The organism is Mesorhizobium sp. 113-3-3, from assembly GCF_016756495.1.
GTDB lineage: Bacteria > Pseudomonadota > Alphaproteobacteria > Rhizobiales > Rhizobiaceae > Mesorhizobium.
In genome coordinates this window covers 1,692,628-1,715,190 of sequence record NZ_AP023243.1, presented here as the reverse complement: position 1 = coordinate 1,715,190, position 22,563 = coordinate 1,692,628, and the positions used below count along the sequence as shown (strand labels likewise).

Genomic DNA, 22,563 nt, shown 5'->3' with positions numbered 1-22,563 from the left:
GGTATTCTTCGAGTCGTGAGGATCGGGCTATCCCGCCCGATTCCAGGAAGGGCCGATGACCGAACGACCCACCTTCAGCAGCGATCGCGGCCTGGCCGGGCGCCTGGCCTTGAGCCGGCTGGCAACGCGGGTCTCGATTATGGTCGAGCGCGGCTGGCCGCTGCTGCTGCCGCTGATCCTTCTCGCCAGCCTGTTCCTGAGCGTCTCCTGGTTCGGCGTTTTCTCCCGGCTGCCGGATGTCGCGCGCATCGGCCTTGTCGCCGCGTTCGGCCTGGCGGGGCTGGCGGCGCTCTATCCGCTGCGCTTCTTCCGCTTGCCTGGCGCCGCCGAGGTCGATCGCCGCATCGAGGCCGCCAACGACCTGCTGCACAGCCCCGTGCTGGTGCAGGCCGACCGGCCGAGCGGTCGCGAAAGCAGCTTCTCGCAGGCGCTGTGGCGCGAACACCAGAAGCGCATGGCAGCCCGGCTCGACAGCCTTGGCGCTGACCTGCCGCGTACCCGTGTGCCGGAGCGCGACCCCTGGGGGCTGCGCGCCGTGGCGGCGCTGTTGCTCGTCACCGCCTTTGCCTTCTCCTTCGGGCCGACAGGCGGCAGGATAGCCGACGGCTTCAGCGCCCACGGCGCGCATGATGCAGTGCCGCCACGCATCGATGCCTGGGTGACGCCGCCTGCCTACACCGGCAAGCCGCCGATCTTCCTGACCGCCGATGCCAACCAGGCGACGCCGACGTTTCATGTGCCTGAGGGCAGCGACGTGTCCTTGCGCGTCACCGGAGGCTCGGGCGAGGAAACGCTCGCCTATGCCGACAAGGACGGCAACGCGCGCACCATCGACCCGGCCGGGCCGCAGGCCGCGACCGCCAAGCCAGCTGCGAACCCGGCGGCTCCGTCGAAGGTGCGCCAGTTCACCGGCAAGCTGACCGGCGACGGCACGCTGACGCTGAAATCGGGCGAGGATCAGCTCGGCCGCTGGGCCTTCGCCGTGATCGCCGACAAGCCGCCGCAGATCCGCTTCGTCGGCGAGCCCAAGCGCGCCGCCAACGGCGCCTTCGAGCTCAACTACCAGATCGACGATGATTATGGCGCCGCCACCGCCAAGGCGGTCTTCGCGCTGGCCGACCCGCAGGCGCCGGCCGCGCATCCGCTCTACGGCCCGCCCGAAATGCCTTTGGCGCTGCCGCGCCGCGGTGGCAAGTCGAATGCCGCCAAGACCACCAAGGACCTGACCGAGCACGTCTGGGCCGGCAACAGCATCAAGCTGACGCTGGTCGCCACCGACGACGCCGGCCACACCGCGTCGAGCGAGACCAAGACGCTGGTGATGCCCGAGCGGCCCTTCGCCAACCCGCTGGCACGGGCGGTGATCGAACAGCGCCGCTTGCTGGCGCTCGACGCCAATGCCAAGCCGCGCGTGCTCGATCTGATCGACGCCATCACGCTGCGGCCCGAAGACACATTCGACAACATGTCCCACTACCTCGCCATCATGAGCGCGCGCAGCCGGCTGAAGCTGGCCGGTAATGACGACCAGCTGCGCGGCGAGGTCGCCTATCTCTGGGAAATCGCGCTCGGCATCGAAGAGGGTAACCTCTCGGCGGCCGAGAAGCGGCTGCGCCAGGCGCAGCAGGCGCTGCAGGACGCCATCAAGAACGGCGCCAGCGATGCCGAAATCGAGAAGGCGATGAAGGAACTGCGCGAGGCGATGAACCAGTTCCTGCAGGAGTTCGCCGAGCGCGCCAAGCAGAATCCGAACGCCCCGCAAATGCAGCAGAACGGCCAGGAACTGCGCCAGAGCGACATCGACCGCATGATGGACCAGATCGAGAACCTGGCGAAGTCGGGCGACCGCGACAAGGCGCAGCAATTGCTGTCGCAGCTGCAGGACATGATGAACAATCTCCAGGCCGGCCGGCAGCAGCAGGGCGGCGAGCAAGACAGCCAGATGCGCCAGCAGATGGACAAGCTCGGCGAGATCCTGCGGCGCCAGCAGGAGATGATGAACGACACTTTCCGCATGGACCAGATGCAGCGCGGCGAGCGCCAGCGCGGACAGAACCGCGACGAGCAGCTTGGCCAGGGCGGTGGCGAGGACCAGGACAAGCCCGGCGTCGGCGAGGACCGCGACCCGCTAGCGAGGCAAAAGCCGATGACGCCGCAGGAATTCGCCGATGCGCTGAAGCAGTTGCAGGAAGGCCAGGGCCAGCTCAAGAGCGATCTCGATAAGCTGAAGAAGAGCCTCGAAGGCATGGGCATGGAGCCCAATGAAGGATTTGGCGAGGCCGGCAAGTCGATGGGTAGCGCCGAGCAGGCGCTTGGCGAGGGCCAGGGCGACGAGGCCGTCGGCCACCAGGGCCGGGCGCTCGAGGCGCTGCGCAAAGGCGCCAAGGACATGATGAAGCAGATGCAGGCCATGCAGGGCGACCAGGGCGGCAGCCAGGAAGGCGGCCGCCAGCAGAATGCCGACCGTGACCCGCTCGGCCGGCCGCGTGCCAGCCAGGGTCCCGATTTCGGCGATTCTGTGAAGGTCCCCGACGAGATCGACGTCCAGCGCGCCCGCCAGATCCTGGAAGCGATCCGCAAGCGGCTCGGCAACGCGCTAAGCCCCGATATCGAGCGCAGCTATCTCGAACGGCTGCTCGAGCTGAAATAGGGACCTCAGCCCCACACCCCGCCCGCCCCTCCGAACGGTTGCAACACCATGCCGAAGCTCGGTCCTGTCACGCCCATCCTGCGTATCTTCGATGTCGCCAAGGCGCATGAGTTCTACGTCGGTTTTCTCGGGTTCGAAGTGCAGTTCGAACACCGCTATGAAGACAACACGCCGCTATACACTGGCGTTACCCGCGACGGCTGCGTCTTGCATCTGAGCGAACATCATGGCGACGGCGCGCCAGGCGCTCATCTCCGGATCGAGACTGCCGACATTGCCGGGCTCCACCACGAGTTGACCGAAAGAAAATACCGCTTTGCCAGGCCGGGGTTGGAGGAGACCCCTTGGAGGACGAAAGAGGTCACGGTTGCCGATCCGTTCGGCAACCGCCTGACCTTCTATGAGGATGTGAGGGACTGACTCTACCGGTTGACGAACGCCTCGCGGATCGCTTCCTGCATGCCGTCGATCGCCTCGCCCGACGCGTTCGGGTTGCGATGCATCACCACATTGGAGGAATCGATGTCGCCGAACCCGTCGGCGGAGGTCAGTTCACGGCAGCCGTCCGGAATGTTGCTGCGTGAGATCGGCGCGATCGCCAGCCCCGAGGTGACAGCAAGCTTCAGGCCGCCGGTGGTGTCGCTGGTATAGGCGACACGATAGGCAAGCCCGCGCTGCTCCAGTGACTTGATGGCGAAGTCCTTGCACCAGCTGACCCGGTTGTAGAGCGCGATCGGCACAGGCCGTTCCTCGTGCATGTGATGCAGGGTGGACGTCACCCAGACCGTCGGGTCGTGCATCAGCACTTCGCCTCCAGCCGGATCCTGCCATTCGAACACCACGCACAGATCGAGTTCGCCGGCGGCGACTGCCGCCAGTTGCGCTTCCGAATGCGCGTAGCGCACCGTGACCTCGACCTTGGTGTGACGCTTCGAGAACGCGCCGAGCGCGCGCGACAGGATGGCGTGGCCATATTCCTCCGGAATGCCGATGCGCACCGGTCCGCCGAGCGGCGGCGCCGCCATAGACGCCGCCGTTTCGTCGAGCAGCGAGACGATGCGGCGGGCGTTGACGATGAGCTCGCCGCCACGCCGCGTCAGCGCGACGCCACGTGAGCCGCGCTCGAACAGGCTGTCGCCGACCAGCTCCTCGAGCTTCTTCATCTGCATCGACACGGCCGACTGGGTGCGGCCGGCCTGCTCGGCCGCCCGGGTGAAATTGCCGGCCTCGGCAATGGCGACGAAGGTGCGCAGGAGATCGCTGTCGAGGGTCGGGCGCATGCTATCCATCATAAGCAGATTTGATTGCAGGCATCATTCCAATTCGTTTGCAACATGTCAAACACCGGACGATAGTTGCCTTACCCATTGGATATGCGGCTGCGAAATCGGCCGCGGACCAATTCAAAGAGTCCTCACTCGTGCCCGCTGCCCGAAACGGTGGCGGGTTCTTTTTACCCCGCTGGCGAGAGCCTCGGGTCATACGCGCGGGAGCCTGAACGCAGATGCAGAATAGGATGGTGCGCGGCATCCTGAGCCTGTGCCTGGGCGTGCTGGTGTTTTCGCTGCAGGACCCGCTCGTCAAGGCCGTGTCGAGCGCCTACCCCGTGACCGAAGTGATGGCGATCCGCTCGATCGTCGCCCTGCCGATCCTGATCGTGCTCGTCCACGCCGATGTCGGCTTGGGCGCAATCCTGTCGAGGCGGTTCGGCTTGCTGACGATCCGCGCCTTTATCCAGTTCACCTCCTACACGGTCTACTATCTGGCCATCGCCGCGCTGCCGCTGGCCGACGCGGTGGCGCTCTATTTCATGGCGCCGCTGTTCATCATGGCGCTGGCCGGCCCCTATCTTGGGGAACGCGTCTCCTGGCGGACGCTGGCGACCGTGCTGATCGGACTGCTTGGCGTCATCGTGATGGTGCGCCCCGGCGCCGGCCTGTTCGACTGGGCGGCACTGCTGTCGCTCGGCTCGGCGGCGCTCTACGGCTTCTCGCAATTGATGGCGCGCAAGATCGGCGATACCGAATCGTCCACCGTCATGGCCTTCTATCAGAACGGCGCCTATCTCATCGGCGCGGCCGTCGTTGCCGGCACATTCCATCTGGCCGGCATAAATCACGCCGTCCACCCCAGCGTCGAATTCCTGGTACGGCCCTGGATATGGCCGACGCTGCCGGATTTCCTCAAGATGGCCGCCTGCGGTTTCGTCGCCTCCGCCGGCATGATCCTTCTGTCGCAAGGCTACCGGCTGGCGCCGGCCAACCGCGTCGCCACCTTCGAATACACCGGCATTCTGTGGTCGCCGCTGTGGGGCTTCCTGTTCTTCGCCGAGGTGCCCAGGTCGACAACGGTGATCGGCGCGGCGCTGATCATCGGCGCCGGCCTGCTCGCGCTCAACACCGGGCGCCGCAAGAACGCACCGCCGGTACTTGCAACTGCCGATCCGGCCTGATCAGGCGAAGCAGATCAGCGCCCGCTCGACGCGCGAGCGGATTTCGGCCAGCGTGAAGGGCTTTTGCACGACATCGAGAATGATGCCGTTCAATTCCTCGGCGCGCTCGCGCTGATCGGCATAGCCGGTCATCAGCATGATCTTCATCGCCGGAAAAAGCGCCGCCGCCGCGATCGCCATCTCGATGCCGTCCATCTCGGGCATGCGGATGTCGGAGACGACGAGATCATAGCCGCCATGCGCGGCCCGGATCAGCGCCAGGCCCTGGGCGCCATCGGCGGCGATATCGATTGCGTGGCCTGCGCGTTCGAGCGCGCGGGCTGCGAGGGTGCGGACGGACTCATCGTCCTCGACGATCAAAAGCTTTGCCATGGCCGGCAATTTGGCCGCGAAAAGTTGACTTTTCCTGAAAGCCCCCATCCCCTGACCGGGCTAATTTTTGCAGCGTCGTTAAGGCCTTTTTCAAGACTTGTCGGTCGAAGGCAGTGGCCTCACGCATCACCCTTCACGACGCCCACGAAAGGCAATTCGCGGAAGGCGTGCGCGACGTCCATGCCGTAACCGACGACGAAATAGTCGGGGCAGTCGAAGCCGACATAGTCGGCGACGAGCGCGGTCTGGCGGCGCATGCGCTTGTCGAGCAGCACGGCGATGGAACAGCTTTTCGCACCACGCGACAGCATCAGGTCACGGGTGAAGGTCAGCGTCTTGCCCGATTCAAGGATGTCGTCGATCAGCAGCACGTCGCGGCCGGCGACCTCATTGTCGATGTCGCGCAGCACCCTCACCTCGCCGCTGGTGGTGCCGGCGCCATAGCTGGAAATGAAGATGAACTCGACCTCTGGCGACAGGCCGACATCATGCATGGCGCGGATCAGATCCGCGGCGAAGATGAACGAGCCCTTCAGCACCGAAATCACCAGGAGATCGTAATAGTCGTGCTCGGCGATCTCCTTGGCGAGTTCGAGATTGCGGCGCGCGATCGCCGATGCCGAAAACAGGACTTCGATGTCCTTGTCGCGTACGATGGGCATTGCTGGTCTTCCCCGGTGATCGCCTATTGGGCGAAAGTAACCAAAACGGTCCTCACGCCGTTCTTAGGCACGTCGAGGCGGCTGGCAAAGCCGAATCTTTCGCCGGATGCCAGCGAATGGCCGGATGTCCCCAACGTATAGCGGGTTGTACGCCCGTCATTGCCGGTCACGCGGATTTCGAGCGGCGGCATTGTCGCGGCCCCCACCCCGTCATTGGCGGCCTCGCCATCGACGAACAGCACCGGATTGGCCCCCGAGGCGTCGACGCGCGAAGTGACGCCCGAGATGGTCAGCGCCGACGCTTGCGCGCCGGACAGGAACGGCGCCTGGCGCACCAACGCATGGCCGCCGGAGACCCAGAAGGCGGCGAGAGCAGCACCGATCCCGGCGATCCAGAAGATCGGCCCGCCGCGGACGGCCGGCTGCCGTTCCGCCGGCGCTTCCGGCTTGCGCAGCATGTCCATGCCCTCGATGGAAGGCGTGACGATCGGGCGCGGCTGCGGTGAAACGCTTTCCACGATGGGGACAAGGCGCGGCATCACGACATAGTCGGCATCGACGATATCGGCCGCCGGGCCGCGCACGATCCTGTCCGCCACGGCAATTGCCGGGGCATCGGTCATGATTTCGCCGGAAACCGGGCGCGCGGTTCGTTCGTCAGCCATCATGGCCCCGTTATTGCGCGTGTTCGCTTTTCGTTTCTTTTGCGTAAACAAAAATGGTTAACGCTTCCCCACCGGAGCTCTCGTGACGCGCCGAAACAACCCAGGAATTAACCGCCGGTTAACCATGCCGGCCGATGGTCTTTTCACAGAACAGGCACGCTTGGCGCTGCCAGGAATTTCAGGTCGTCGAAATTGATTCGCTTCGAAAATGTCGGCCTCCGCTATGGCATGGGTCCGGAAATCCTCCGCGACATCTCCCTGCATATACCGGAGCGCTCCTTCCAGTTCCTGAGCGGCCCTTCTGGCGCCGGCAAGACGACGTTGCTGCGCCTTCTGTTCATGTCGCTGAAGCCGACGCGCGGGCTCATCACCATTTTCGGCAAGGACCGTTCGCGCATCTCGCGCACCGAACTGCCGCATTTGCGGCGCCGCATCGGCGTGGTGTTCCAGGATTTTCGCCTCCTCGACCACATGACGACCTATGAGAATGTCGCGTTGCCGCTGCGCGTGCGCGGGCGCGAAGAAGCGAGCTACCGCACCGATGTCACCGAGCTGCTGAAATGGGTGGGGCTGGGCGAGCGCATGCATGTGCTGCCGCCGGTCCTGTCGGGCGGCGAGAAGCAGCGCGCCGCCATCGCGCGCGCGCTGATCGAGCAGCCTGAGATCCTGCTCGCCGACGAGCCGACCGGCAATGTCGATCCGCCGCTGGCGCGACGGCTGCTGCGGCTCTTCATCGAGCTCAATCGTCTCGGCACCGCCGTGGTGATCGCCACCCACGACCTCGGCCTGATGGAGCAGGTCGACGCGCGCCGCATGATCCTGGCCGGCGGAAGGCTGGACATCTATGACTGACCTGTCCGCCGAACACCTCCAGGAGCATGAGCAGGAAGCCGAGGCGGCCGAGGCAAGGCCGCGCACCCAGCGCCGTATGGCGCCGATCGTGCCGGCGCAGAACATCGCCGGCCGGGCGCTCGTCCTGGTCATCGCCATCATGACCTTCCTGTCCTGCCTGACCTTCGGCGCCGTGACGCTGGTGCGCGACACCGCCTCGGTCTGGGAGAACCAGATCTCGCGCGAGGCGACGATCCAGATCAAGCCGGCCGACGGCCTCGACATGGAGGCCGCCCTTGCCCAGGCCTCGCAGATCGCCGGCGAATTCCCCGGTGTGAAGTCGACAAAGATCATCGATCGCGACGCGACCGCGCGGCTGCTGGAGCCATGGCTGGGTTCGGGCCTCAACATCGACGAGTTGCCGGTGCCGCGCCTGATCATCGTCACCATCGATGAGAACAGCCCGCCCGACTTCGCCGCCATGCGGGCCGCGATCACGCCAAAACTGCCGAGCGCCTCGCTCGACGATCACCGCACCTGGGTCGACCGGCTGGTGGCCATGGCGCGCACCACGGTGACCATCGGCATTGCCGTGCTGGCGCTGATGCTGTCGGCGACGGTGCTGACCGTGGTGTTCGCGACCCGCGGCGCCATGGCCGGCAATGGCCATATCATCGAAGTGCTGCATTTCGTCGGCGCCGAGGCGGCCTTCATCGCGCGCGAATTTCGCCGGCATTTCCTGGTCACCGGCATGAAGGGCGCGGCCGCCGGCGGCGCGGCGGCGGTGCTGGTCTTCATCGTCTTTTCCTGGTGGTCGTCGCGCAACATGGCGACGCCGCAGGCCGATCAGGCAACCGCTTTGTTCGGCAATTTCGCCATCGGCTCGGCGGGCTATCTCGGCGTCGTTCTGATGGTGCTGGTGATCGGTGCGCTGACCGCGGCAACCTCGCATGCCACCGTCGTCGCCTATCTCAGCGACATCGATGTTCGCCAACCCGACGCATGAAAGGGAGGCTTGCTCTGGCGGAGATCGAACCAGGGTGATCACGGATGGAGAAACAGCGTAACGCAAAGTGCGTCTTTTACCTACCAAAGGCCGCATTTCAGGATTAACCATATGGCCATGGACGTGCGGGATTCGACCGGGACGGCTGGACAGATGCCAGTGGTGGTTGCTCGTTTGCGTGACCACGGCGGGTTTAGTCGTTTGAAAACCGCGCTGCGGATATCCGCGCTCTCGCTCCTCGTTCTCGCAACGCTGTTTGCCGGCGGCTTCGGCTGGTTCGCCAACAAGGTCGCGCATCTGACCACACCCGCCAATCCAGAGAAAGCCGATGCCATCATCGTGCTGACCGGCGGCCAGTCGCGCCTCGATGCGGCGATGGATCTGCTGGCGTCCGGCAAGGGCGAGCGGCTGTTGATCAGCGGCGTGCATCCTTCCGCCAGCCGCCGCCAGCTCCAGGCCGCGACCGGCGGCGACAAGAACCTGTTTTCCTGCTGCGTCGACATCGACCGCGCCGCGCTCGACACGATCGGCAATGCCGAGGAAAGCGCCAAATGGGTCGAAAGCCATGCCTATGGCACGGTGATCCTGGTCACCAACAATTACCACATGCCGCGCAGCCTGCTGGAAATGGGCCGCCTGCTGCATCGCGCCAAGCTGGAACCCTATCCGGTGGTCAATTCCAATCTCGACAATGGCGGCTGGCTGACAAAGCCGCGGGCGTTGCGCGTGCTGTTCACCGAATACACCAAATATCTGCTGGCGCTGGCGCGCGGCATCGTGCCGGTGAAACCGACTCCGGACGGCATTGCGCTGGCCGAGACCGCAGCCGGCGGCTGAGCCACCGTTCCATCATCATTCCTGGTCGGTCCCCTTCGACGCGGCTTTCAGCTGCATGATCTCCTGCTCGAGCAGTTGGATGCGCCTGTCCCGCTCGCCAAGCGCTGCCGCCACATCAGCCGCCTCGAAGCGTTGCGGAATGTGTTGCGGGCAATTCGCATCCCAGGCCGAGATCGTGAACAGGATAACCTGTTCGGGCCGCGCCTTGTAATCCCCAGGCATCAGCCTCGCCATCAGCTCGGCATCGTTCTCGACGACGCGCGCCGTGCCCCAGATCTTGATGCGCTGACGCAGCATGTAATCGATCAGGAACAGGAAGGCGCGTGGATTGTCGGCCAGATTGCCTTGCGTGATGAACTGCCTGTTGCCGGAAAAATCCGCAAAGCCGATCGTCTTTTCGTCTAAGACCTTGAGAAAGCCGGCCGGACCGCCGCGATGCTGGATGTAGGGCTGGCCATCGCCATTGGCCGTCGATAGGAAGACGCTGGTCTGCATCCCGATGAAGGCGGCAAGGTCCGGCGTGATGACGGCTTGCCAGCCGCCGCGCTCCTCGACGCGGGCGTAGGACTGGCGCGAGCCCTTGCGCGCCTGGATCGCCTTGACGGTCGGCGTAAAGGCGACATCGCTGGTGAAAGCATGCGCGTTCATCGAAACCTCCTTGCGGGGATGGCGCTAGAGCCCGAGCGCCGACAATGTCGGGTGATCATCCGGGCGGCGTCCCAGCGGCCAATGGTATTTGCGGTCGGCTTCCGCGATCGGCAGGTCGTTGATGCTGGCGATGCGCAGGCGCATCAGCCCGTGCTCGTCGAATTCCCAGTTCTCATTGCCATAGCTGCGGAACCAGGAGCCGCTGTCGTCGCGCCATTCATAGGCAAAGCGCACGGCGATGCGGTTGCCGTGGAAGGCCCAGACCTCCTTGATCAGCCTGTAGTCGAGCTCGCGGCTCCATTTGCGCGTCAGGAAAGCCTGGATGGCATCGCGGCCCTGCAGGAATTCGGCGCGGTTGCGCCAGCGGCTGTCGGTCGTATAGGCGAGCGCGACCCGCGCGGGATCGCGCGAATTCCAGGCATCCTCTGCCATGCGCGCCTTTTGCGCCGCGGTCTCGGCGGTGAAGGGCGGAAGGGGTGGGCGGCTTTCAGACATAGGAACTCCATTGCGTGGCTATGCTGCGGACAAAGCCATGCTGGAGATATAGCCCCTTCCATTCCTGAAATGCAGATGGCATATCTGCAATCATTCCTTCCATTTTCTGGAAGAAGCTATGGATCGTCTCGAAGCCATGTCGCTCTTTGTCGCGGCGGTGGAGGCCGGCAGCCTTTCCGCCGCGGCCCGCCGTTTCGGCGTTCCGCTGGCGACCGTCAGCCGCAAGGTCTCCGATCTGGAACGCCATCTCAACACAAGGCTGCTGAACCGTTCGACGCGCCGGCTGACGCCGACCGACGCCGGCGAGGCCTATCTTGCGGCCTGCCGCCGTATCCTTGATGACGTCGGCGAGGCGGAACGCGCCGCGGCCGGCGAATACAGCGCTCCGACCGGTGAACTGGCCATCACCGCGCCGGTCGTGTTCGGTCGTCTCCATGTGCTGCCCGTGGTCACCGGCTTTCTCGCGGCCTATCCCGACGTGGACATCCGCCTGACCCTGGCGGACCGCATAACCCAGCTGGTCGAAGACCATTTCGACCTCGCGTTGCGCATCGGCCACTTGCCCGATTCGCGCCTTGTCGCCGTTGGCGTCGGTTCGATCCGCCGTGTGGTCTGCGCCAGCCCGGCCTATCTGGCCGAACACGGGATACCCACGATCCCGGAAGACCTAAGCACGCACAACTGCATCACCTTCGAGGGACTTTCCTCCGCCGCCCCCTGGGGCTTCACCAGAGGCAAGACGGACGTCACGGTCCAGGTCCGCTCACGCCTTCAGGTCAACACCGCCGAAGCGGCGATCGATGCCGCGGTTGCCGGCGTCGGCCTGACGAAAGTGCTTTCCTATCAGGTCGATGCCGCGGTGCGATCCGGCATGCTCAGCATCCTGCTGCAAGAGTTCGAGCCGGAACCATGGCCGGTGAGCCTCGTGCATGCGGGCCACGGCCTGCTGCCGGTCAAGCTGCGCGCCTTCCTAGACTTTGCCGCACCGCGTCTAAAGGAGCGGCTGGCACGATTGGGCTAGCCTGAGCCGTGCTTCAGCATTGGCCGGGACACGGCCGCGCCATTTCCTTTTTCCCCGCGCTTGGTGTAACCAACGCACACTTCCTCACCGGACCTCCCTCATGCTCTATGTCAGATCGCTGGCGTTCAATTTCGTCTTCTACGTCAATCTGATCGTCCAGATGATCCTCTGGACCCCCTATTATTTCCTGTCGCCTCGCCACCGCGCCTGGTTCGTGCCGAAATTCTGGTCGCGCAGCTGCATGTGGCTCTACGACAAGATCGCCGGCACCAAAAACGACATCACCGGGCAGGAGAACCTACCCGAAGGCTCCTTCATCCTGGCGCCCAAGCACCAGTCGTTCTGGGATGCCATCGCCTTCTTCCCTTTCCTCCAGGACCCGCTCTACATCCTCAAGCGCGAGCTGACCTGGATCCCGTTCTTCGGCTGGTACATCATGAAGATGCGCATGATCCCGGTCGATCGCGGCAGCCGCTCCAAGGCCTTGAAGGCCGTGGTCGCGGCGACCAAGGAAGAGATGGCGCGCAACCCGCGCCAGCTGATCATCTATCCCGAGGGCACGCGCCGGGCGCCGGGCGACGAGCCGGCCTACAAATACGGCATCGTCGAAATCTACGCGCAGCTTGGCGTACCAGTGGTGCCAGTGGCCCATGTCGCCGGCCTCTATTGGCCGCGCCGCAAGTTCCTGCGCTATCCCGGCATCATCAAGGCGCGTTTCCTGCCACCGATCCCGCCGGGCCTCAGCAAGGACGAGTTCATGGCACGGCTGATCGGCGAGACGGAAGCCGCCTGCGACCAGATGCTCATCGAAGCGGCCCGCGCGCCCAACCCGCCCGCCTTCCCGCCGACGGCGCTAAAGCGGCTGCGGGAACTCGGCGCGAAGGCCTGAAGGGCCTCCGGCCGGGCGATCAGCCGTAGACGGCCAGCACCGTGGTCAGCACCAGCGTGGCGGCAAAGACCAGGTTGATGATCCGCGATGCGACAGGCCTGCGCAGGAAGCGCGCGAACGCCGCGCCGGCAAGCAGCCACACGGCATGGATAACAACGATCATCGCCGCGAGCACCGTCAGCTTCAACCACAGGCCGAGTACCGCATCGCCCTGGCTTGAAGAGGCGCCTGCGAATACGGCGGCGATCGCCACATAGGCTTTGGGGTTGGCGACCGCCAGCAGAAAACCGGCAAGCCAGGTCGGACGCGCAGCCTCGGCCGTGCGCGCCGCCAGCGGCGGCGCCGTGGCGATCCTGAAGGTGAGATAAAGGATGTAGGCGGCCGACGCGACAACCAGGACCGGCGCCAGCTTCGGCATCGAGGAAAGCGCCGCCATGATCCCGGTCGCCACCACCAGAAGCACGGCGATCGTGCCGAGAACGATCCCCAAAGTGTAGCGCACAGAATCGCGCAGGCCGAAGGCGGCGCCGACAGCGGTGACGCTTATCGTTGCCGGCCCTGGACTGCCCATGACCACCGTAGCGGCCAGCACCAGAGCGAGCAGCGGCCGCCAAAGCTGCGGCTGCGAAAGAAGCGGCTCCGTCATTGCACCCTCTGTCTTGCCAACAGCGAAGGACGCTATGGCAAGGCTGAGGCGTGGTCTTGGACGTTCGTGCGTGGACCGGCAGCCGAAGGCTCAGTCGCTCGCGCTGTCGAGTTCGGCCATGTCGTCGGCGGTCAATTTCAACGACGCTGCCTTGATCAGGCTGTCCATCTGGCTGGGCTTGGTGGCACTGGCGATCGGTGCGGTGACACCTGGCCGCGCGATCGCCCAGGCGAGAGCGACTTCAGCCTGTTTCGCCGAATGCCTGGCGGATATGGCATCGAGAGCGGCCAGGATGCGCATGCCGCGCGCGTTCAGATAGCTGCCGACGTCCTCGCCGCGCTCGCTTTGGCCGAGATCGGCCTCGCTGCGGTATTTGCCGCTCAGAAAACCCTTGGCCAGGCTGAAATAGGTGATGACGCCGATATCCTCGGCCACGCACAGATCGCGCAACGGCCCATCGAAGGAGGAGCGGTCGTAGAGATTGTATTCCGGCTGCAGCACCTCGTAGCGCGGCAGGCTGCGCAGGCTCGCCACATCGAGCGCCGCGCGCAACTGGCCGGCGTCGAGGTTCGAGCAGCCGATGTGACGGACCTTGCCCTTGGCGAGCAGCTTCTCGTAGGCGCCAAGCGTTTCCTCATAGGGCGTCGCCGGGTCCGGCCAGTGCGACAGATAGAGGTCGATGACATCGGTCCGCAGCCGCTTCAGCGAGGCCTCGACAGCCTTTTCGATATAGGCGGCGGAGAGGTCCTTGTGCCCCTGCCCCATATCCGAGCCGACCTTGGTGATCACCACGACCTTGTCCCGGTTGCCGCGGTCCTTCATCCAGTTGCCGATGATGGTTTCCGACTCGCCGCCCTTGTTGCCCGGCACCCAGCGCGAATAGGCGTCGGCCGTATCGATGGCGTTGAGCCCGCCCCCGACGAAGCGGTCGAGCAGGTCGAAAGAGGTTTTCTCGTCAGCGGTCCAGCCGAAGACGTTGCCGCCCAGAACCAGCGGCGCGATGGAAAGGTCGGTGCGACCGAGACGGCGTTTCTGCAAGACGAATCTCCGTGATGATGGGGATGGGGCGAATGCCGCCCGCTGGCTGGGGTTCGACGCCTAAGCTAGGTCTTGCCGCGCCGAGGTCAAAGGCCTGACCGCCTATTTCAGCAGAGCCAGCGCTTCACAAAGGCGCTATTCCCCGCGCCACGTCCTCCAGCCAGTGGTCGCGGATGCCCAGTGCCTCCAGATGCTTCAGCGTGCTGAGCACATAGTCCTCGTTGTTGCCGGATTGGCCGACGGCGCCGCGCACCACCGCCGCCGCATGCGCGGCATCCAGCGCGCCGGCATATTGCTCATGCTTGCGGTCGACGATGTAGGCCACGGCTTCGACCGCGCCGCCGTCCTCGAGGCGGACCTTGAGCGTGCGTTCGAGATAGACTGATGTGACAAGCTCGCGCTCGCGCAGATAGGCGATGACCTCGTCACGCAATTCGCCAGGCACACGGAAAGCCAGGCCGACGCAGGAGCCGCCATGGTCGAGACCGAGCACCAGCCCGGGCCGCTGGCGCGTGCCGCGGTGCACGAAGGAATAGACGCAGAGCGAGCGGCGATAGCCGTGCAGATGGGCGCGCCGCGTCTCGACATGCGCGAAACCCGGCCGCCAGATCAGTGACCCGTAGCCAAACACCCAAAAATCGCCCATATCGCCGCGCCTGATTGCAAAAAGAATGGCAACACCGCACCGGAAACCGGTGTTTTTTCTGTCCGTCCCCAGCTACCTATCCGTCAAGCCTGCCTGGTGTTGTCGGAATCAAAGCTCCGTCCACCAATACCCATGCGTTAATGAGAGCCAAAGCATGACGTCAAGTGACGAACGCCGACCTAAGTCCCGCCGCGGCCTGTTCTGGCTCATGGCGTTCATCGTTGTGCTGTTCGCCCTTTATAGCGGCGGCTGGTTCTACCTGGCCGACAAGGTCAGGACTGAAACCGACAAGGCGGTCGCCACGCTCAACAAGAGCGGCATCGAGGCCGGCTGCGCCAATCTCCAGGTCAGCGGCTATCCGCTGAGCTTCACCGTCTCCTGCGACAACCTCGCCTACGAGGACGACGCCAAGAACATCGCGGCCTCGGCCGGCTCCTTCAACGCCGTCGCCCAGATCACCCAGCCTCTGTCGCCGGTCGCCGATCTGCGTGGTCCACTCAGGACCTCCGTTCCCGGCATGGTGCCGCTGTGGATCGACTGGGACAATCTGCAGGCCAAGGTCAATCTGTCATGGCCGCTGCCGCAGCGCATTGCGCTGCAGGCAGAGGGCCTGTCGGGCCAGACCGACCCGGCCGACGACACCGATCCGGTGGAACTGTTCAGCGCCGGCAGGGCGGCCGGCCAGCTGCAGCCGAACGGTCAGGACGTCGACTATGCCGGCAGTTTCACCGATCTGGAGATCGATGCGGATGCGATCGGCGGGCGCGTGCTGCCGGCACTCGATGCCAGCGGCGACGCCACGCTTAAGAATGGTGTCGCGCTGATCGGAACGCAGGTGAAGAGCCTACGTGGCCAGAGCCTCGAAATCCGCAACCTCGATTTGTCATCAGGCACGGCGCGCGTTACCGTTTCCGGGCCGCTGTCGGTCGACGCCGAAGGCCTGGTCGATGCCGACCTGATGATCCGGATCAAGGACCCCAAGGCCGTGGCATCCATCCTGGCCGGCGCCATACCCGAGCAGAAGGATGCGATCGAACAGGGCTTTGCCGCGCTCGCCATGCTCGGCAAAGAACCGTCGATGCCGCTGAAGGTGATCAAGGGCAAGGCCTCGCTCGGCTTCATCCCGCTCGGCAAGATCAAGCCGGTGCAATAGCGCGGCCATGGCAAGACCCGCGAGGCTCCTCAGTGTCGGCGCGCTGACGCTGGACACCATCCTGCGTGTCGAAACACTGCCCACGCATCAGGGCAAGTTCATCGCCGCCGACGGCGTCCAGATCGCCTCGGGCATGGCGACAAGCGCCGCCTGCGCCGCGCATCGCCTGGGCGCCGACGTATCGCTATGGGCGAGTGCCGGCGACGACCTCATCGGCGATCAGCTGGTCGCCGGGATCGAGGCCGAGGGTGTCGACTGCAGCTACGTCCGCCGCGTCAGCGGCGCCCGCTCGGCACTGGCCTCGATCCTGGTCGACGCCCATGGCGAGCGCATCATCGTGCCTTTCTACGACAGCCTGGCCCAGGCCGATCCCGAAGCCTTGCCTTTCGCCGACATCACGCCATTCGATGCCGTGCTGGTGGACGTGCGGTGGCCGGGAGCCGCGGCGCTTGCCCTGAAAGCCGCGCGGGGAGCCGGCCGGCCGGCAATCCTCGATGCCGATACGGCGCCGTTGGCCGTGCTGGAGCAGCTGTTGCCGCTGGCCTCGCATATCGTCGCCTCCGAGCCGGCGGTACGCATCATATGCGGCCATGCAATGGATCTAGAGACCGCCTGCACCGACATGGCCTCCCGCACCGATGCGTTCGTCGCGATCACCGGCGGCGCTGCAGGCACCTGGTGGTTCGATCGCGCGTCGGGATCATCCCGCCATGTCGCCGCGCCAAGAATCAAGGCGGTCGACACGCTCGCCGCCGGCGACGTCTTTCACGGCGCCTTTGCCGTCGGGCTGGCGGAGGCCATGCCTGTCGAGCAGGCCTTACGCTTTGCCAGTGCCGCCGCCGCGCTCAAATGCCTGCGCTTCGGCGGCAGGCTCGGCGCGCCGGACCGGGCCGAGACGCTGGCCATGGTCGCGGCGACCTGGCCGGAGACGGCTTAGCTCTTGACGGGATGCTCGACCGCCTGGCGGCCGAAATCGGGCACATCGATGTCCTGGCCGGCCTCGATGATCGAGCGGCGCACGGCGCGGGTGCGGGTGAACAGGTCGAACAGCTTGTCGCCATCGCCCCAGCGGATCGCCCGCTGCAGGAAGGCCAGATCCTCCGAGAACCGCGCCAGCATTTCGAGGATGGCGTCCTTGTTGTGCAGGCAGACATCCCGCCACATGGTCGGGTCGGAGGCGGCCAGACGGGTGAAGTCGCGGAAGCCGGAGGCGGAATATTTGATGACTTCCGTCTTGGTCACCGATTCCAGATCGTCGGCGGTGCCGACGATGTTGTAGGCGATGATGTGCGGCAGATGCGAGACGATGGCGAGCGTCATGTCGTGATGCTGTGGGTCCATCGTGTCGATGTTGGCGCCACAGCGGCGCCAGAACTCCGACAGCCTTTCCAGCGCATCCGGATCGGTGTCCGGCAGCGGCGTGAAAATGCACCAGCGATTGTCGAACAGATCGGCAAAACCGGCATCCGGGCCGGATTTTTCCGTGCCCGCTAGCGGATGGCCGGGAATGAAATGGACGCCGTCGGGCACGTGCGGCTGCATCTGCGCGATAACCGACGCCTTGGTCGAGCCGACATCGGTGAGGATCGCACCCTTCTTCAGCGCCGGCGCGATCTCCTCGGCCACCGCGCCGGACGAGCCGACGGGCACCGAGACGATGACCAGGTCCGCATCGCGGACCGCTTCTTTCGCGTCGGTCGTGTAGGAATCGCCCAGTCCAAGCTCCTCCGCCCGCTTCAGCGTTGCAGCACTTCGGGTGGAAATGGCAACGTGGCCGGCAAGGCCTTCGCGGCGGATGACGCGGGCCAGCGACGAGCCGATCAGGCCGATGCCGACCAGAGCGATCTTTTCAAACATCGGTGAGGTCATGGTGTTCCAGCTTTTCGGGGCGTTCTAGCTTTTCAGGAATGTCGTGAGTGCGGCGACAACGCCGCGATTGGCCTCTTCCGTGCCGACGGTCATGCGCAGCGCATTGGGAAAACCGTAGCCGGAAACACGCCGCAATATATAGCCGCGCGCGCTCAGGTAGTCGTCCGCCGCGGCAGCCGAATGCTTCTGGTCGTGGGGAAAATGGATCAGCAGGAAATTGCCGACGCTGGGCGTCACCCGCAGCCCGAGCCCGGTCATCTCCGCGCTCAGCCAGGCGAGCCAGGTCTCGTTGTGCGCCACGCTGCGCTCGACATGGGCGCGGTCGCGGATCGCCGCGATGCCGGCCTCGATCGCCGTCGCATTGACGTTGAAAGGCCCGCGTACCCGGTTGATGGCGTCGACGATGTGCAGGGGCGCGTACATCCAGCCGATCCGCGCGCCACCGAGGCCGATCTTGGAGAAGGTGCGGGTCATGACCACATTCTCGGCGCTGCCGACCAGTTCGATGCCGGCTTCATAGTCGTTGCGGCGGACATATTCGGCATAGGCCGCGTCGAGCACCAGCAGCACATGTCTGGGCAGGCCGGCATGCAAGCGGCGCACCTCCTGGAACGGCAAATAGGTGCCGGTCGGATTGTTGGGGTTGGCGAGAAACACGATTTTCGTGCGCGGCGTGACGGCGGCAAGTATCGCATCGATGTCGGCGCGCTCATCGGTCTCCTTGACCACAACCGGGGTGGCGCCGGCAGACTGGATGTAGATCTTGTAGACCATGAAGGCGTGTTCGGTGAATATGGCCTCGTCGCCGGGTGCGAGATAGGTCTGCGCCAAGAGGCCGAGGATCTCGTCGGAGCCGTTGGAGCAGATGATGTTCTGCGCATTGAGGCCATGCACGTCCGCGATCGCCTCGCGCAGCCGCCGGGCGGTGCCGTCGGGATAGATGTCCAGCCTGGCGGCGACCTCACGCGCGGCCTCGATCGCCTTCGGTGAAGGGCCAAGCGGGTTCTCGTTCGACGACAGCTTGTAGACCTTGTCGACACCAGCGGGTGCGGCGCTCTTGCCAGGCACATAGGCGTCGATGTCCATGATGCCCGCGCGCGGGGTTGGACGAGCCTGATCCGGTGTCTGGTTCATTTTTTGCAAAATCCGTCGAAAATGCCTCCATCCGGAGGCCGCAGCGGAAATACAAGCCACGGCCCGCAATGTCGAGAGGTGGCAGTGGGGCCAGCAGCTGGCCTAGTGGCCGGCCCAGACAGCCGGCATTGACGGCGGGGCGAGCGAGTTCTAGAAGGACAGCGACAGTTCCGTGGTGATTTGGCCGGTCGGCTTGCAGCCACGTTAAACAATTCGCTAAAGGGCCGTTTGCGTGACGTAACCGGCTTTGCGAATGGCAATGCCGGTTTTTTATTGTCCGCGGCCGGCCGGACGGACGCATCGGCGACGGTTTTTCGTCTGGCACGATGCAGCAAGTGAGTACGTGAATGGCCACTCTGCGCGCAGGAAAGACCAACAACGAGGCCGACCAGCCGTCGAGCCCGGTGTTGCGCTTCGGGGCGGACAAGCCGCTCAAGCTCGACGCCGGCACGCTGTTGTCGCCGTTCCAGATCGCCTACCAGACCTATGGCACGCTGAACGATGCCCGCTCCAATGCCATCCTGGTCTGCCACGCGCTGACCGGCGACCAGCATGTCGCCAACACCAATCCGGTGACCGGCAAGCCGGGCTGGTGGGAAGTGCTGATCGGCCCCGGCAGGATCATCGACACCAACCGTTTCTTCGTCATCTGCTCCAACGTCATCGGCGGCTGCCTGGGCTCCACCGGCCCGGCCTCGACCAACCCCTCCACCGGCAAGCCCTATGGGCTCGACCTGCCGGTCATCACCATCCGTGACATGGTTCGCGCGCAGCAGATGCTGATCGACCATTTCGGCATCGAGAAACTGTTCTGCGTGCTCGGCGGCTCGATGGGCGGCATGCAGGTGCTGGAATGGGCGTCGAGCTATCCCGAGCGTGTCTTTTCGGCGCTGCCGATCGCCACCGGCGCGCGCCATTCCTCGCAGAACATTGCGTTCCACGAAGTCGGCAGGCAGGCGGTCATGGCCGATCCGGACTGGCATGGCGGCAAATATTTCGAGCATGGCAAGCGCCCGGAAAAGGGCCTGGCGGTGGCGCGCATGGCTGCCCACATCACCTATCTCTCGGAAGCCGCCCTGCACCGCAAATTCGGTCGCAATCTGCAGGATCGCGACCACCTGACGTTCGGCTTCGACGCCGACTTCCAGATCGAAAGCTATCTGCGCCACCAGGGCATGACCTTCGTCGACCGCTTCGACGCCAATTCCTATCTCTATATGACGCGGTCCATGGACTATTTCGACATTGCCGCCGACCATGGCGGCAGGCTGGCGGACGCCTTTGCCGGAACCAAGACCCGCTTCTGCCTGGTGTCGTTCACATCGGACTGGCTGTTTCCGACGGAAGAAAGCCGCTCCATCGTGCATGCGCTCAATGCCGCCGGCGCCTCGGTGTCCTTCGTCGAGATCGAGACCGATCGCGGCCACGATGCCTTCCTGCTCGACGAGCCGGAACTGTTCGCCGCCATCAACGGCTTCATCGGGTCGGCGGCGCGGGCGAGAGGGCTGAGCGCATGACCCCGGAACGTTGCAGACTTTCCGGATCAGGATCAAGCGCCACACGGAGGGCGATATCATGAGCGTCAACGGCAGCCAGCGCGTCGACCTCGAGGTCGTCGCCAACCTCATCCCGCCGCAGTCCCGCGTGCTCGACGTCGGTTCGGGCGACGGCTCACTGCTTGAATTGCTGCAGGACACCAAGCAGGTCGACGGCCGTGGGCTTGAACTGTCGCAGCGCGGCGTCAACGAATGCGTGGCGCGCGGCCTCTCCGTCATCCAGGGCGATGCCGACAAGGATCTCCAATTCTATCCCGACAAGGGCTTTGACTTCGTCGTCCTGTCACAGACCTTGCAGGCCACCCGCAACCCGAAGCTGGTGCTCGACGAGTTGCTGCGCATCGGCAACCGGGCGATCGTCTCCTTCCCCAATTTCGGCCATTGGCGGGTGCGTCTGTCGCTGTTCGTCAAAGGCCGCATGCCGGTGACCCAGGACCTGCCCTATTCCTGGTACGACACGCCCAACATCCATTTCTGCACCATCCGCGACTTCGTCAATTTGTGCGAGGAGCTTGGCGCGACCGTGGAAAAGGCGACCGCGCTCGACGCCGCCGGCCAGAAGATCGGCCTGTCGATGCCCTGGTGGTTCTGGAATTTTTTCGGCCAGCAGGCGGTGTTCCTGCTGAAGCGCTAAAGTACGGCGCGTCTAGCCCAGGACATCCGTGGCCTTGTGCGGATGCTCGACACCGTCGGCGAACACCACGTCGGATTGGGAATTCTCCGTGCGCAACGCCAATATCGCCTGGTAGGCGGGCGAAGCATACCACGCGCGCACATGCCGCCGGTCGGGAAATTCGATGACGATGAGGTTGCCCGGCCAGTCGTTCTCGACCACCTCGACGTTGCCGCCATGGACGACGAAACGGCCGCAGAATGGCTCCAGCGTGGCATCGATCTTGTGCAGGTACTCGACGATCTGCGGGCCCATCGTGACTTGGCGCATATGGGCAACGGCGTAAGCGGTCATGACATAACTCCCTTGTCTATCGAAGCCGACTTGCCGGCCTCGTGAGGGCAATCTGCAGGAGCGCCTGAGGCAAAGCGATTACGTCAGAAGTAATGGTATCAACTGCTTCGACGGCCGGTCTCTGGCGCTCTTGGCGCAAGTTCACCGGTCGAGTTCCGGAAAATACGGATCCGACAGGAACCGTCTGTCGCGTTCGCCTTGCAGGCAGTCGATCGGCGCGTCCGCGTCGACGGGAATGATGCTGGCCTTGCCCTGAATGCCGCTCACTTCGAGGATCAGCTTGCGCCGGATGGCGGTGGAAAATTCCGAGGCCGAGTAGATAGGCAGCACGAAGGACCCGGGTCCGCCGGTCACGCACTGCGCGTAATACTGGTCGAGATGTTTGAAGGTCGGCGATGGGTTGATCAGGATCGGCAAGCCGTTGATGACGATGCCTTTTGCGGTTGCCGCATCACGCATCGCGGTGACCGGCGGCCCGATATTGTTGGGGCCGTCGCCCGATATGTCGATGACGCTGCGTTCCCCGGCGAAATTCGTCCTGTCGAACAGCTCCGTGCCGAAGGCAAGAGCCGTGGAAATCGAGGTGCCGCGAAAACTCCGGAACGGGCGCGCCGCCACCTTATCGGCAAAGCTGTAGGCGCTCTGCGCGCTGTCGATGATCTGCCAGCCGATGACCGCGTCGTCGCGCACCGTGCCGGCCCATTCGAAATAGGTGATCGCGATGCGCCCGGCATTGCCGGACCGGACCGCCTGGATGAAATCCGGATGACGCAGCGCCTGGACATAGCCGGCGCGCTGCAGGGCGAATTCCTTCTCGTCCATCGACAGGGATATATCGACGGCCAGCACCAGCTCTACGTCGACGACCAGCGCATCCGGTGGCGCCGCAACGGGTGTTGGCTGGGCGCAGGCAAGACAGGCAAGCAGGCGCAGGGCATCAAGCATCGCCACCGCCAAATTTTGTTCTCCGGGAAATTCTCCTTCGCGATCGCGGCGAAATAAAGCTTGCAGCGACGATGCGGAAAG

25 protein-coding genes and 1 riboswitch are annotated in these 22,563 nt (G+C 64.7%); of the genes, 12 read left to right on the top strand and 13 right to left on the bottom strand.

Going from position 1 to position 22,563, the window contains the following annotated elements; genetic code table 11:
* Positions 1-55 precede the first annotated feature (55 nt).
* Both JG746_RS08330 and JG746_RS08325 read left to right on the top strand, forming a co-directional pair.
* Positions 56-2,650 (top strand): TIGR02302 family protein, encoded by a 2,595-nt coding sequence (locus JG746_RS08330; RefSeq protein WP_202357709.1) that lies wholly within the window; start codon positions 56-58, stop codon positions 2,648-2,650.
* Between the two features lie 48 nt (positions 2,651-2,698).
* Positions 2,699-3,070 (top strand): glyoxalase superfamily protein, encoded by a 372-nt coding sequence (locus tag JG746_RS08325; RefSeq protein ID WP_202357708.1) that lies wholly within the window; start codon positions 2,699-2,701, stop codon positions 3,068-3,070.
* A gap of 2 nt (positions 3,071-3,072) precedes the next feature.
* Here JG746_RS08325 and JG746_RS08320 read toward each other — a convergent pair whose 3' ends face one another.
* Positions 3,073-3,930, bottom strand: a complete 858-nt coding sequence (locus JG746_RS08320; protein ID WP_202357707.1) for a LysR family transcriptional regulator — start codon at positions 3,928-3,930, stop codon at positions 3,073-3,075.
* Positions 3,931-4,154: 224 nt separating this feature from the next.
* Between JG746_RS08320 and JG746_RS08315 the strand changes: the two genes are divergently transcribed.
* Positions 4,155-5,102 (top strand): DMT family transporter, encoded by a 948-nt coding sequence (locus tag JG746_RS08315; protein ID WP_202357706.1) that lies wholly within the window; start codon positions 4,155-4,157, stop codon positions 5,100-5,102.
* Here the strand turns inward: JG746_RS08315 and JG746_RS08310 are convergent, their stop codons facing one another.
* The 3 genes from JG746_RS08310 to JG746_RS08300 all read right to left on the bottom strand — a co-directional run bounded on the left by JG746_RS08310 (position 5,103) and on the right by JG746_RS08300 (position 6,804).
* Positions 5,103-5,474 carry a response regulator gene (locus JG746_RS08310; RefSeq protein WP_010911735.1) on the bottom strand — a complete coding sequence of 124 codons (372 nt, stop codon included), beginning with the start codon at positions 5,472-5,474 and terminating at the stop codon, positions 5,103-5,105.
* 119 nt (positions 5,475-5,593) lie between these two features.
* Entirely contained in the window at positions 5,594-6,136 is a 543-nt protein-coding gene (hpt, locus tag JG746_RS08305; RefSeq protein ID WP_202357705.1) for a hypoxanthine phosphoribosyltransferase, read from the bottom strand.
* Between the two features lie 23 nt (positions 6,137-6,159).
* Complete coding sequence (locus JG746_RS08300; RefSeq protein ID WP_202357704.1) at positions 6,160-6,804, bottom strand: fimbrillin family protein; 645 nt, start codon at positions 6,802-6,804, stop codon at positions 6,160-6,162.
* A gap of 189 nt (positions 6,805-6,993) precedes the next feature.
* Between JG746_RS08300 and ftsE the strand changes: the two genes are divergently transcribed.
* The 3 genes from ftsE (at position 6,994) to JG746_RS08285 (ending at position 9,475) form a co-directional block, all read left to right on the top strand.
* On the top strand, positions 6,994-7,653 hold the full coding sequence (gene ftsE / locus JG746_RS08295) for a cell division ATP-binding protein FtsE (RefSeq protein WP_010911739.1): 660 nt from the start codon (positions 6,994-6,996) through the stop codon (positions 7,651-7,653).
* Complete coding sequence (locus JG746_RS08290; protein ID WP_202357703.1) at positions 7,646-8,638, top strand: cell division protein FtsX; 993 nt, start codon at positions 7,646-7,648, stop codon at positions 8,636-8,638. Before ftsE ends, JG746_RS08290 begins: the two co-directional genes overlap by 8 nt.
* Positions 8,639-8,749: 111 nt before the next feature.
* Positions 8,750-9,475 carry a YdcF family protein gene (locus JG746_RS08285; RefSeq protein ID WP_202357702.1) on the top strand — a complete coding sequence of 242 codons (726 nt, stop codon included), beginning with the start codon at positions 8,750-8,752 and terminating at the stop codon, positions 9,473-9,475.
* A 15-nt stretch (positions 9,476-9,490) separates the two neighbouring features.
* Here the strand turns inward: JG746_RS08285 and JG746_RS08280 are convergent, their stop codons facing one another.
* Complete coding sequence (locus JG746_RS08280; protein WP_202357701.1) at positions 9,491-10,123, bottom strand: pyridoxamine 5'-phosphate oxidase family protein; 633 nt, start codon at positions 10,121-10,123, stop codon at positions 9,491-9,493.
* 24 nt (positions 10,124-10,147) lie between these two features.
* The gene (locus JG746_RS08275; RefSeq protein WP_202357700.1) at positions 10,148-10,618 is read right to left on the bottom strand and encodes a nuclear transport factor 2 family protein; all 471 of its coding nucleotides are present in this window, start codon (positions 10,616-10,618) and stop codon (positions 10,148-10,150) included.
* A gap of 118 nt (positions 10,619-10,736) precedes the next feature.
* Between JG746_RS08275 and JG746_RS08270 the strand changes: the two genes are divergently transcribed.
* Both JG746_RS08270 and JG746_RS08265 read left to right on the top strand, forming a co-directional pair.
* Positions 10,737-11,639 carry a LysR family transcriptional regulator gene (locus JG746_RS08270; RefSeq protein WP_202357699.1) on the top strand — a complete coding sequence of 301 codons (903 nt, stop codon included), beginning with the start codon at positions 10,737-10,739 and terminating at the stop codon, positions 11,637-11,639.
* A gap of 100 nt (positions 11,640-11,739) precedes the next feature.
* Complete coding sequence (locus JG746_RS08265; protein WP_202357698.1) at positions 11,740-12,528, top strand: lysophospholipid acyltransferase family protein; 789 nt, start codon at positions 11,740-11,742, stop codon at positions 12,526-12,528.
* A 19-nt stretch (positions 12,529-12,547) separates the two neighbouring features.
* Here the strand turns inward: JG746_RS08265 and JG746_RS08260 are convergent, their stop codons facing one another.
* The 3 genes from JG746_RS08260 to JG746_RS08250 form a co-directional block, all read right to left on the bottom strand.
* Complete coding sequence (locus JG746_RS08260; RefSeq protein WP_202357697.1) at positions 12,548-13,174, bottom strand: LysE family translocator; 627 nt, start codon at positions 13,172-13,174, stop codon at positions 12,548-12,550.
* Positions 13,175-13,264: 90 nt separating this feature from the next.
* Positions 13,265-14,212 carry an aldo/keto reductase gene (locus JG746_RS08255; RefSeq protein WP_202357696.1) on the bottom strand — a complete coding sequence of 316 codons (948 nt, stop codon included), beginning with the start codon at positions 14,210-14,212 and terminating at the stop codon, positions 13,265-13,267.
* Between the two features lie 124 nt (positions 14,213-14,336).
* Complete coding sequence (locus JG746_RS08250) at positions 14,337-14,858, bottom strand: gamma-glutamylcyclotransferase (protein ID WP_202357695.1); 522 nt, start codon at positions 14,856-14,858, stop codon at positions 14,337-14,339.
* A gap of 154 nt (positions 14,859-15,012) precedes the next feature.
* Between JG746_RS08250 and JG746_RS08245 the strand changes: the two genes are divergently transcribed.
* Complete coding sequence (locus tag JG746_RS08245; RefSeq protein ID WP_202357694.1) at positions 15,013-16,011, top strand: DUF2125 domain-containing protein; 999 nt, start codon at positions 15,013-15,015, stop codon at positions 16,009-16,011.
* Between the two features lie 7 nt (positions 16,012-16,018).
* Positions 16,019-16,948: a sugar kinase gene (locus tag JG746_RS08240; protein ID WP_202357693.1), complete on the top strand. Its 930-nt coding sequence runs from the start codon at positions 16,019-16,021 to the stop codon at positions 16,946-16,948.
* On the opposite strand, the gene JG746_RS08235 is transcribed toward JG746_RS08240, so the two are convergent.
* Positions 16,945-17,880, bottom strand: a complete 936-nt coding sequence (locus JG746_RS08235) for a prephenate/arogenate dehydrogenase family protein (RefSeq protein WP_202357692.1) — start codon at positions 17,878-17,880, stop codon at positions 16,945-16,947. The genes JG746_RS08240 and JG746_RS08235 overlap by 4 nt on opposite strands.
* A 24-nt stretch (positions 17,881-17,904) precedes the next feature.
* Positions 17,905-19,014, bottom strand: a complete 1,110-nt coding sequence (hisC, locus tag JG746_RS08230; protein WP_202357691.1) for a histidinol-phosphate transaminase — start codon at positions 19,012-19,014, stop codon at positions 17,905-17,907.
* A 162-nt stretch (positions 19,015-19,176) separates the two neighbouring features.
* Positions 19,177-19,254, top strand: a riboswitch (SAM riboswitch).
* 107 nt (positions 19,255-19,361) lie between these two features.
* Between hisC and metX the strand changes: the two genes are divergently transcribed.
* Together metX and metW are read left to right on the top strand one after the other, a co-directional pair.
* A complete protein-coding gene (metX, locus tag JG746_RS08225; RefSeq protein WP_202357690.1) occupies positions 19,362-20,531 on the top strand; it encodes a homoserine O-acetyltransferase MetX in 1,170 nt (389 codons plus the stop codon).
* A 58-nt stretch (positions 20,532-20,589) separates the two neighbouring features.
* A complete protein-coding gene (gene metW, locus JG746_RS08220) occupies positions 20,590-21,204 on the top strand; it encodes a methionine biosynthesis protein MetW (RefSeq protein ID WP_202357689.1) in 615 nt (204 codons plus the stop codon).
* A 12-nt stretch (positions 21,205-21,216) separates the two neighbouring features.
* On the opposite strand, the gene JG746_RS08215 is transcribed toward metW, so the two are convergent.
* Entirely contained in the window at positions 21,217-21,537 is a 321-nt protein-coding gene (locus JG746_RS08215; RefSeq protein ID WP_202357688.1) for a DUF1330 domain-containing protein, read from the bottom strand.
* A 141-nt stretch (positions 21,538-21,678) separates the two neighbouring features.
* Positions 21,679-22,482 (bottom strand): DUF1194 domain-containing protein, encoded by an 804-nt coding sequence (locus tag JG746_RS08210; RefSeq protein WP_202357687.1) that lies wholly within the window; start codon positions 22,480-22,482, stop codon positions 21,679-21,681.
* Positions 22,483-22,563 lie beyond the last annotated feature (81 nt).

Excerpts from the sequence above, each read along its gene's own strand:
- hisC (WP_202357691.1), bottom strand. The coding sequence starts at position 19,014 with ATGAACCAGACACCGGATCAGGCTCGTCCAACCCCGCGCGCGGGCATC.
- JG746_RS08235 (WP_202357692.1), bottom strand. The coding sequence starts at position 17,880 with ATGACCTCACCGATGTTTGAAAAGATCGCTCTGGTCGGCATCGGCCTG.
- JG746_RS08210 (WP_202357687.1), bottom strand. The coding sequence starts at position 22,482 with ATGCTTGATGCCCTGCGCCTGCTTGCCTGTCTTGCCTGCGCCCAGCCA.
- JG746_RS08330 (WP_202357709.1), top strand. The coding sequence starts at position 56 with ATGACCGAACGACCCACCTTCAGCAGCGATCGCGGCCTGGCCGGGCGC.
- JG746_RS08285 (WP_202357702.1), top strand. The coding sequence starts at position 8,750 with ATGGCCATGGACGTGCGGGATTCGACCGGGACGGCTGGACAGATGCCA.
- JG746_RS08240 (WP_202357693.1), top strand. The coding sequence starts at position 16,019 with ATGGCAAGACCCGCGAGGCTCCTCAGTGTCGGCGCGCTGACGCTGGAC.
- JG746_RS08270 (WP_202357699.1), top strand. The coding sequence starts at position 10,737 with ATGGATCGTCTCGAAGCCATGTCGCTCTTTGTCGCGGCGGTGGAGGCC.
- JG746_RS08265 (WP_202357698.1), top strand. The coding sequence starts at position 11,740 with ATGCTCTATGTCAGATCGCTGGCGTTCAATTTCGTCTTCTACGTCAAT.
- JG746_RS08275 (WP_202357700.1), bottom strand. The coding sequence starts at position 10,618 with ATGTCTGAAAGCCGCCCACCCCTTCCGCCCTTCACCGCCGAGACCGCG.
- JG746_RS08245 (WP_202357694.1), top strand. The coding sequence starts at position 15,013 with ATGACGTCAAGTGACGAACGCCGACCTAAGTCCCGCCGCGGCCTGTTC.
- JG746_RS08260 (WP_202357697.1), bottom strand. The coding sequence starts at position 13,174 with ATGACGGAGCCGCTTCTTTCGCAGCCGCAGCTTTGGCGGCCGCTGCTC.
- metX (WP_202357690.1), top strand. The coding sequence starts at position 19,362 with ATGGCCACTCTGCGCGCAGGAAAGACCAACAACGAGGCCGACCAGCCG.
- JG746_RS08215 (WP_202357688.1), bottom strand. The coding sequence starts at position 21,537 with ATGACCGCTTACGCCGTTGCCCATATGCGCCAAGTCACGATGGGCCCG.
- JG746_RS08320 (WP_202357707.1), bottom strand. The coding sequence starts at position 3,930 with ATGCGCCCGACCCTCGACAGCGATCTCCTGCGCACCTTCGTCGCCATT.
- JG746_RS08325 (WP_202357708.1), top strand. The coding sequence starts at position 2,699 with ATGCCGAAGCTCGGTCCTGTCACGCCCATCCTGCGTATCTTCGATGTC.
- JG746_RS08250 (WP_202357695.1), bottom strand. The coding sequence starts at position 14,858 with ATGGGCGATTTTTGGGTGTTTGGCTACGGGTCACTGATCTGGCGGCCG.
- hpt (WP_202357705.1), bottom strand. The coding sequence starts at position 6,136 with ATGCCCATCGTACGCGACAAGGACATCGAAGTCCTGTTTTCGGCATCG.
- JG746_RS08280 (WP_202357701.1), bottom strand. The coding sequence starts at position 10,123 with ATGAACGCGCATGCTTTCACCAGCGATGTCGCCTTTACGCCGACCGTC.
- JG746_RS08310 (WP_010911735.1), bottom strand. The coding sequence starts at position 5,474 with ATGGCAAAGCTTTTGATCGTCGAGGACGATGAGTCCGTCCGCACCCTC.
- JG746_RS08300 (WP_202357704.1), bottom strand. The coding sequence starts at position 6,804 with ATGATGGCTGACGAACGAACCGCGCGCCCGGTTTCCGGCGAAATCATG.
- JG746_RS08290 (WP_202357703.1), top strand. The coding sequence starts at position 7,646 with ATGACTGACCTGTCCGCCGAACACCTCCAGGAGCATGAGCAGGAAGCC.
- JG746_RS08315 (WP_202357706.1), top strand. The coding sequence starts at position 4,155 with ATGCAGAATAGGATGGTGCGCGGCATCCTGAGCCTGTGCCTGGGCGTG.
- metW (WP_202357689.1), top strand. The coding sequence starts at position 20,590 with ATGAGCGTCAACGGCAGCCAGCGCGTCGACCTCGAGGTCGTCGCCAAC.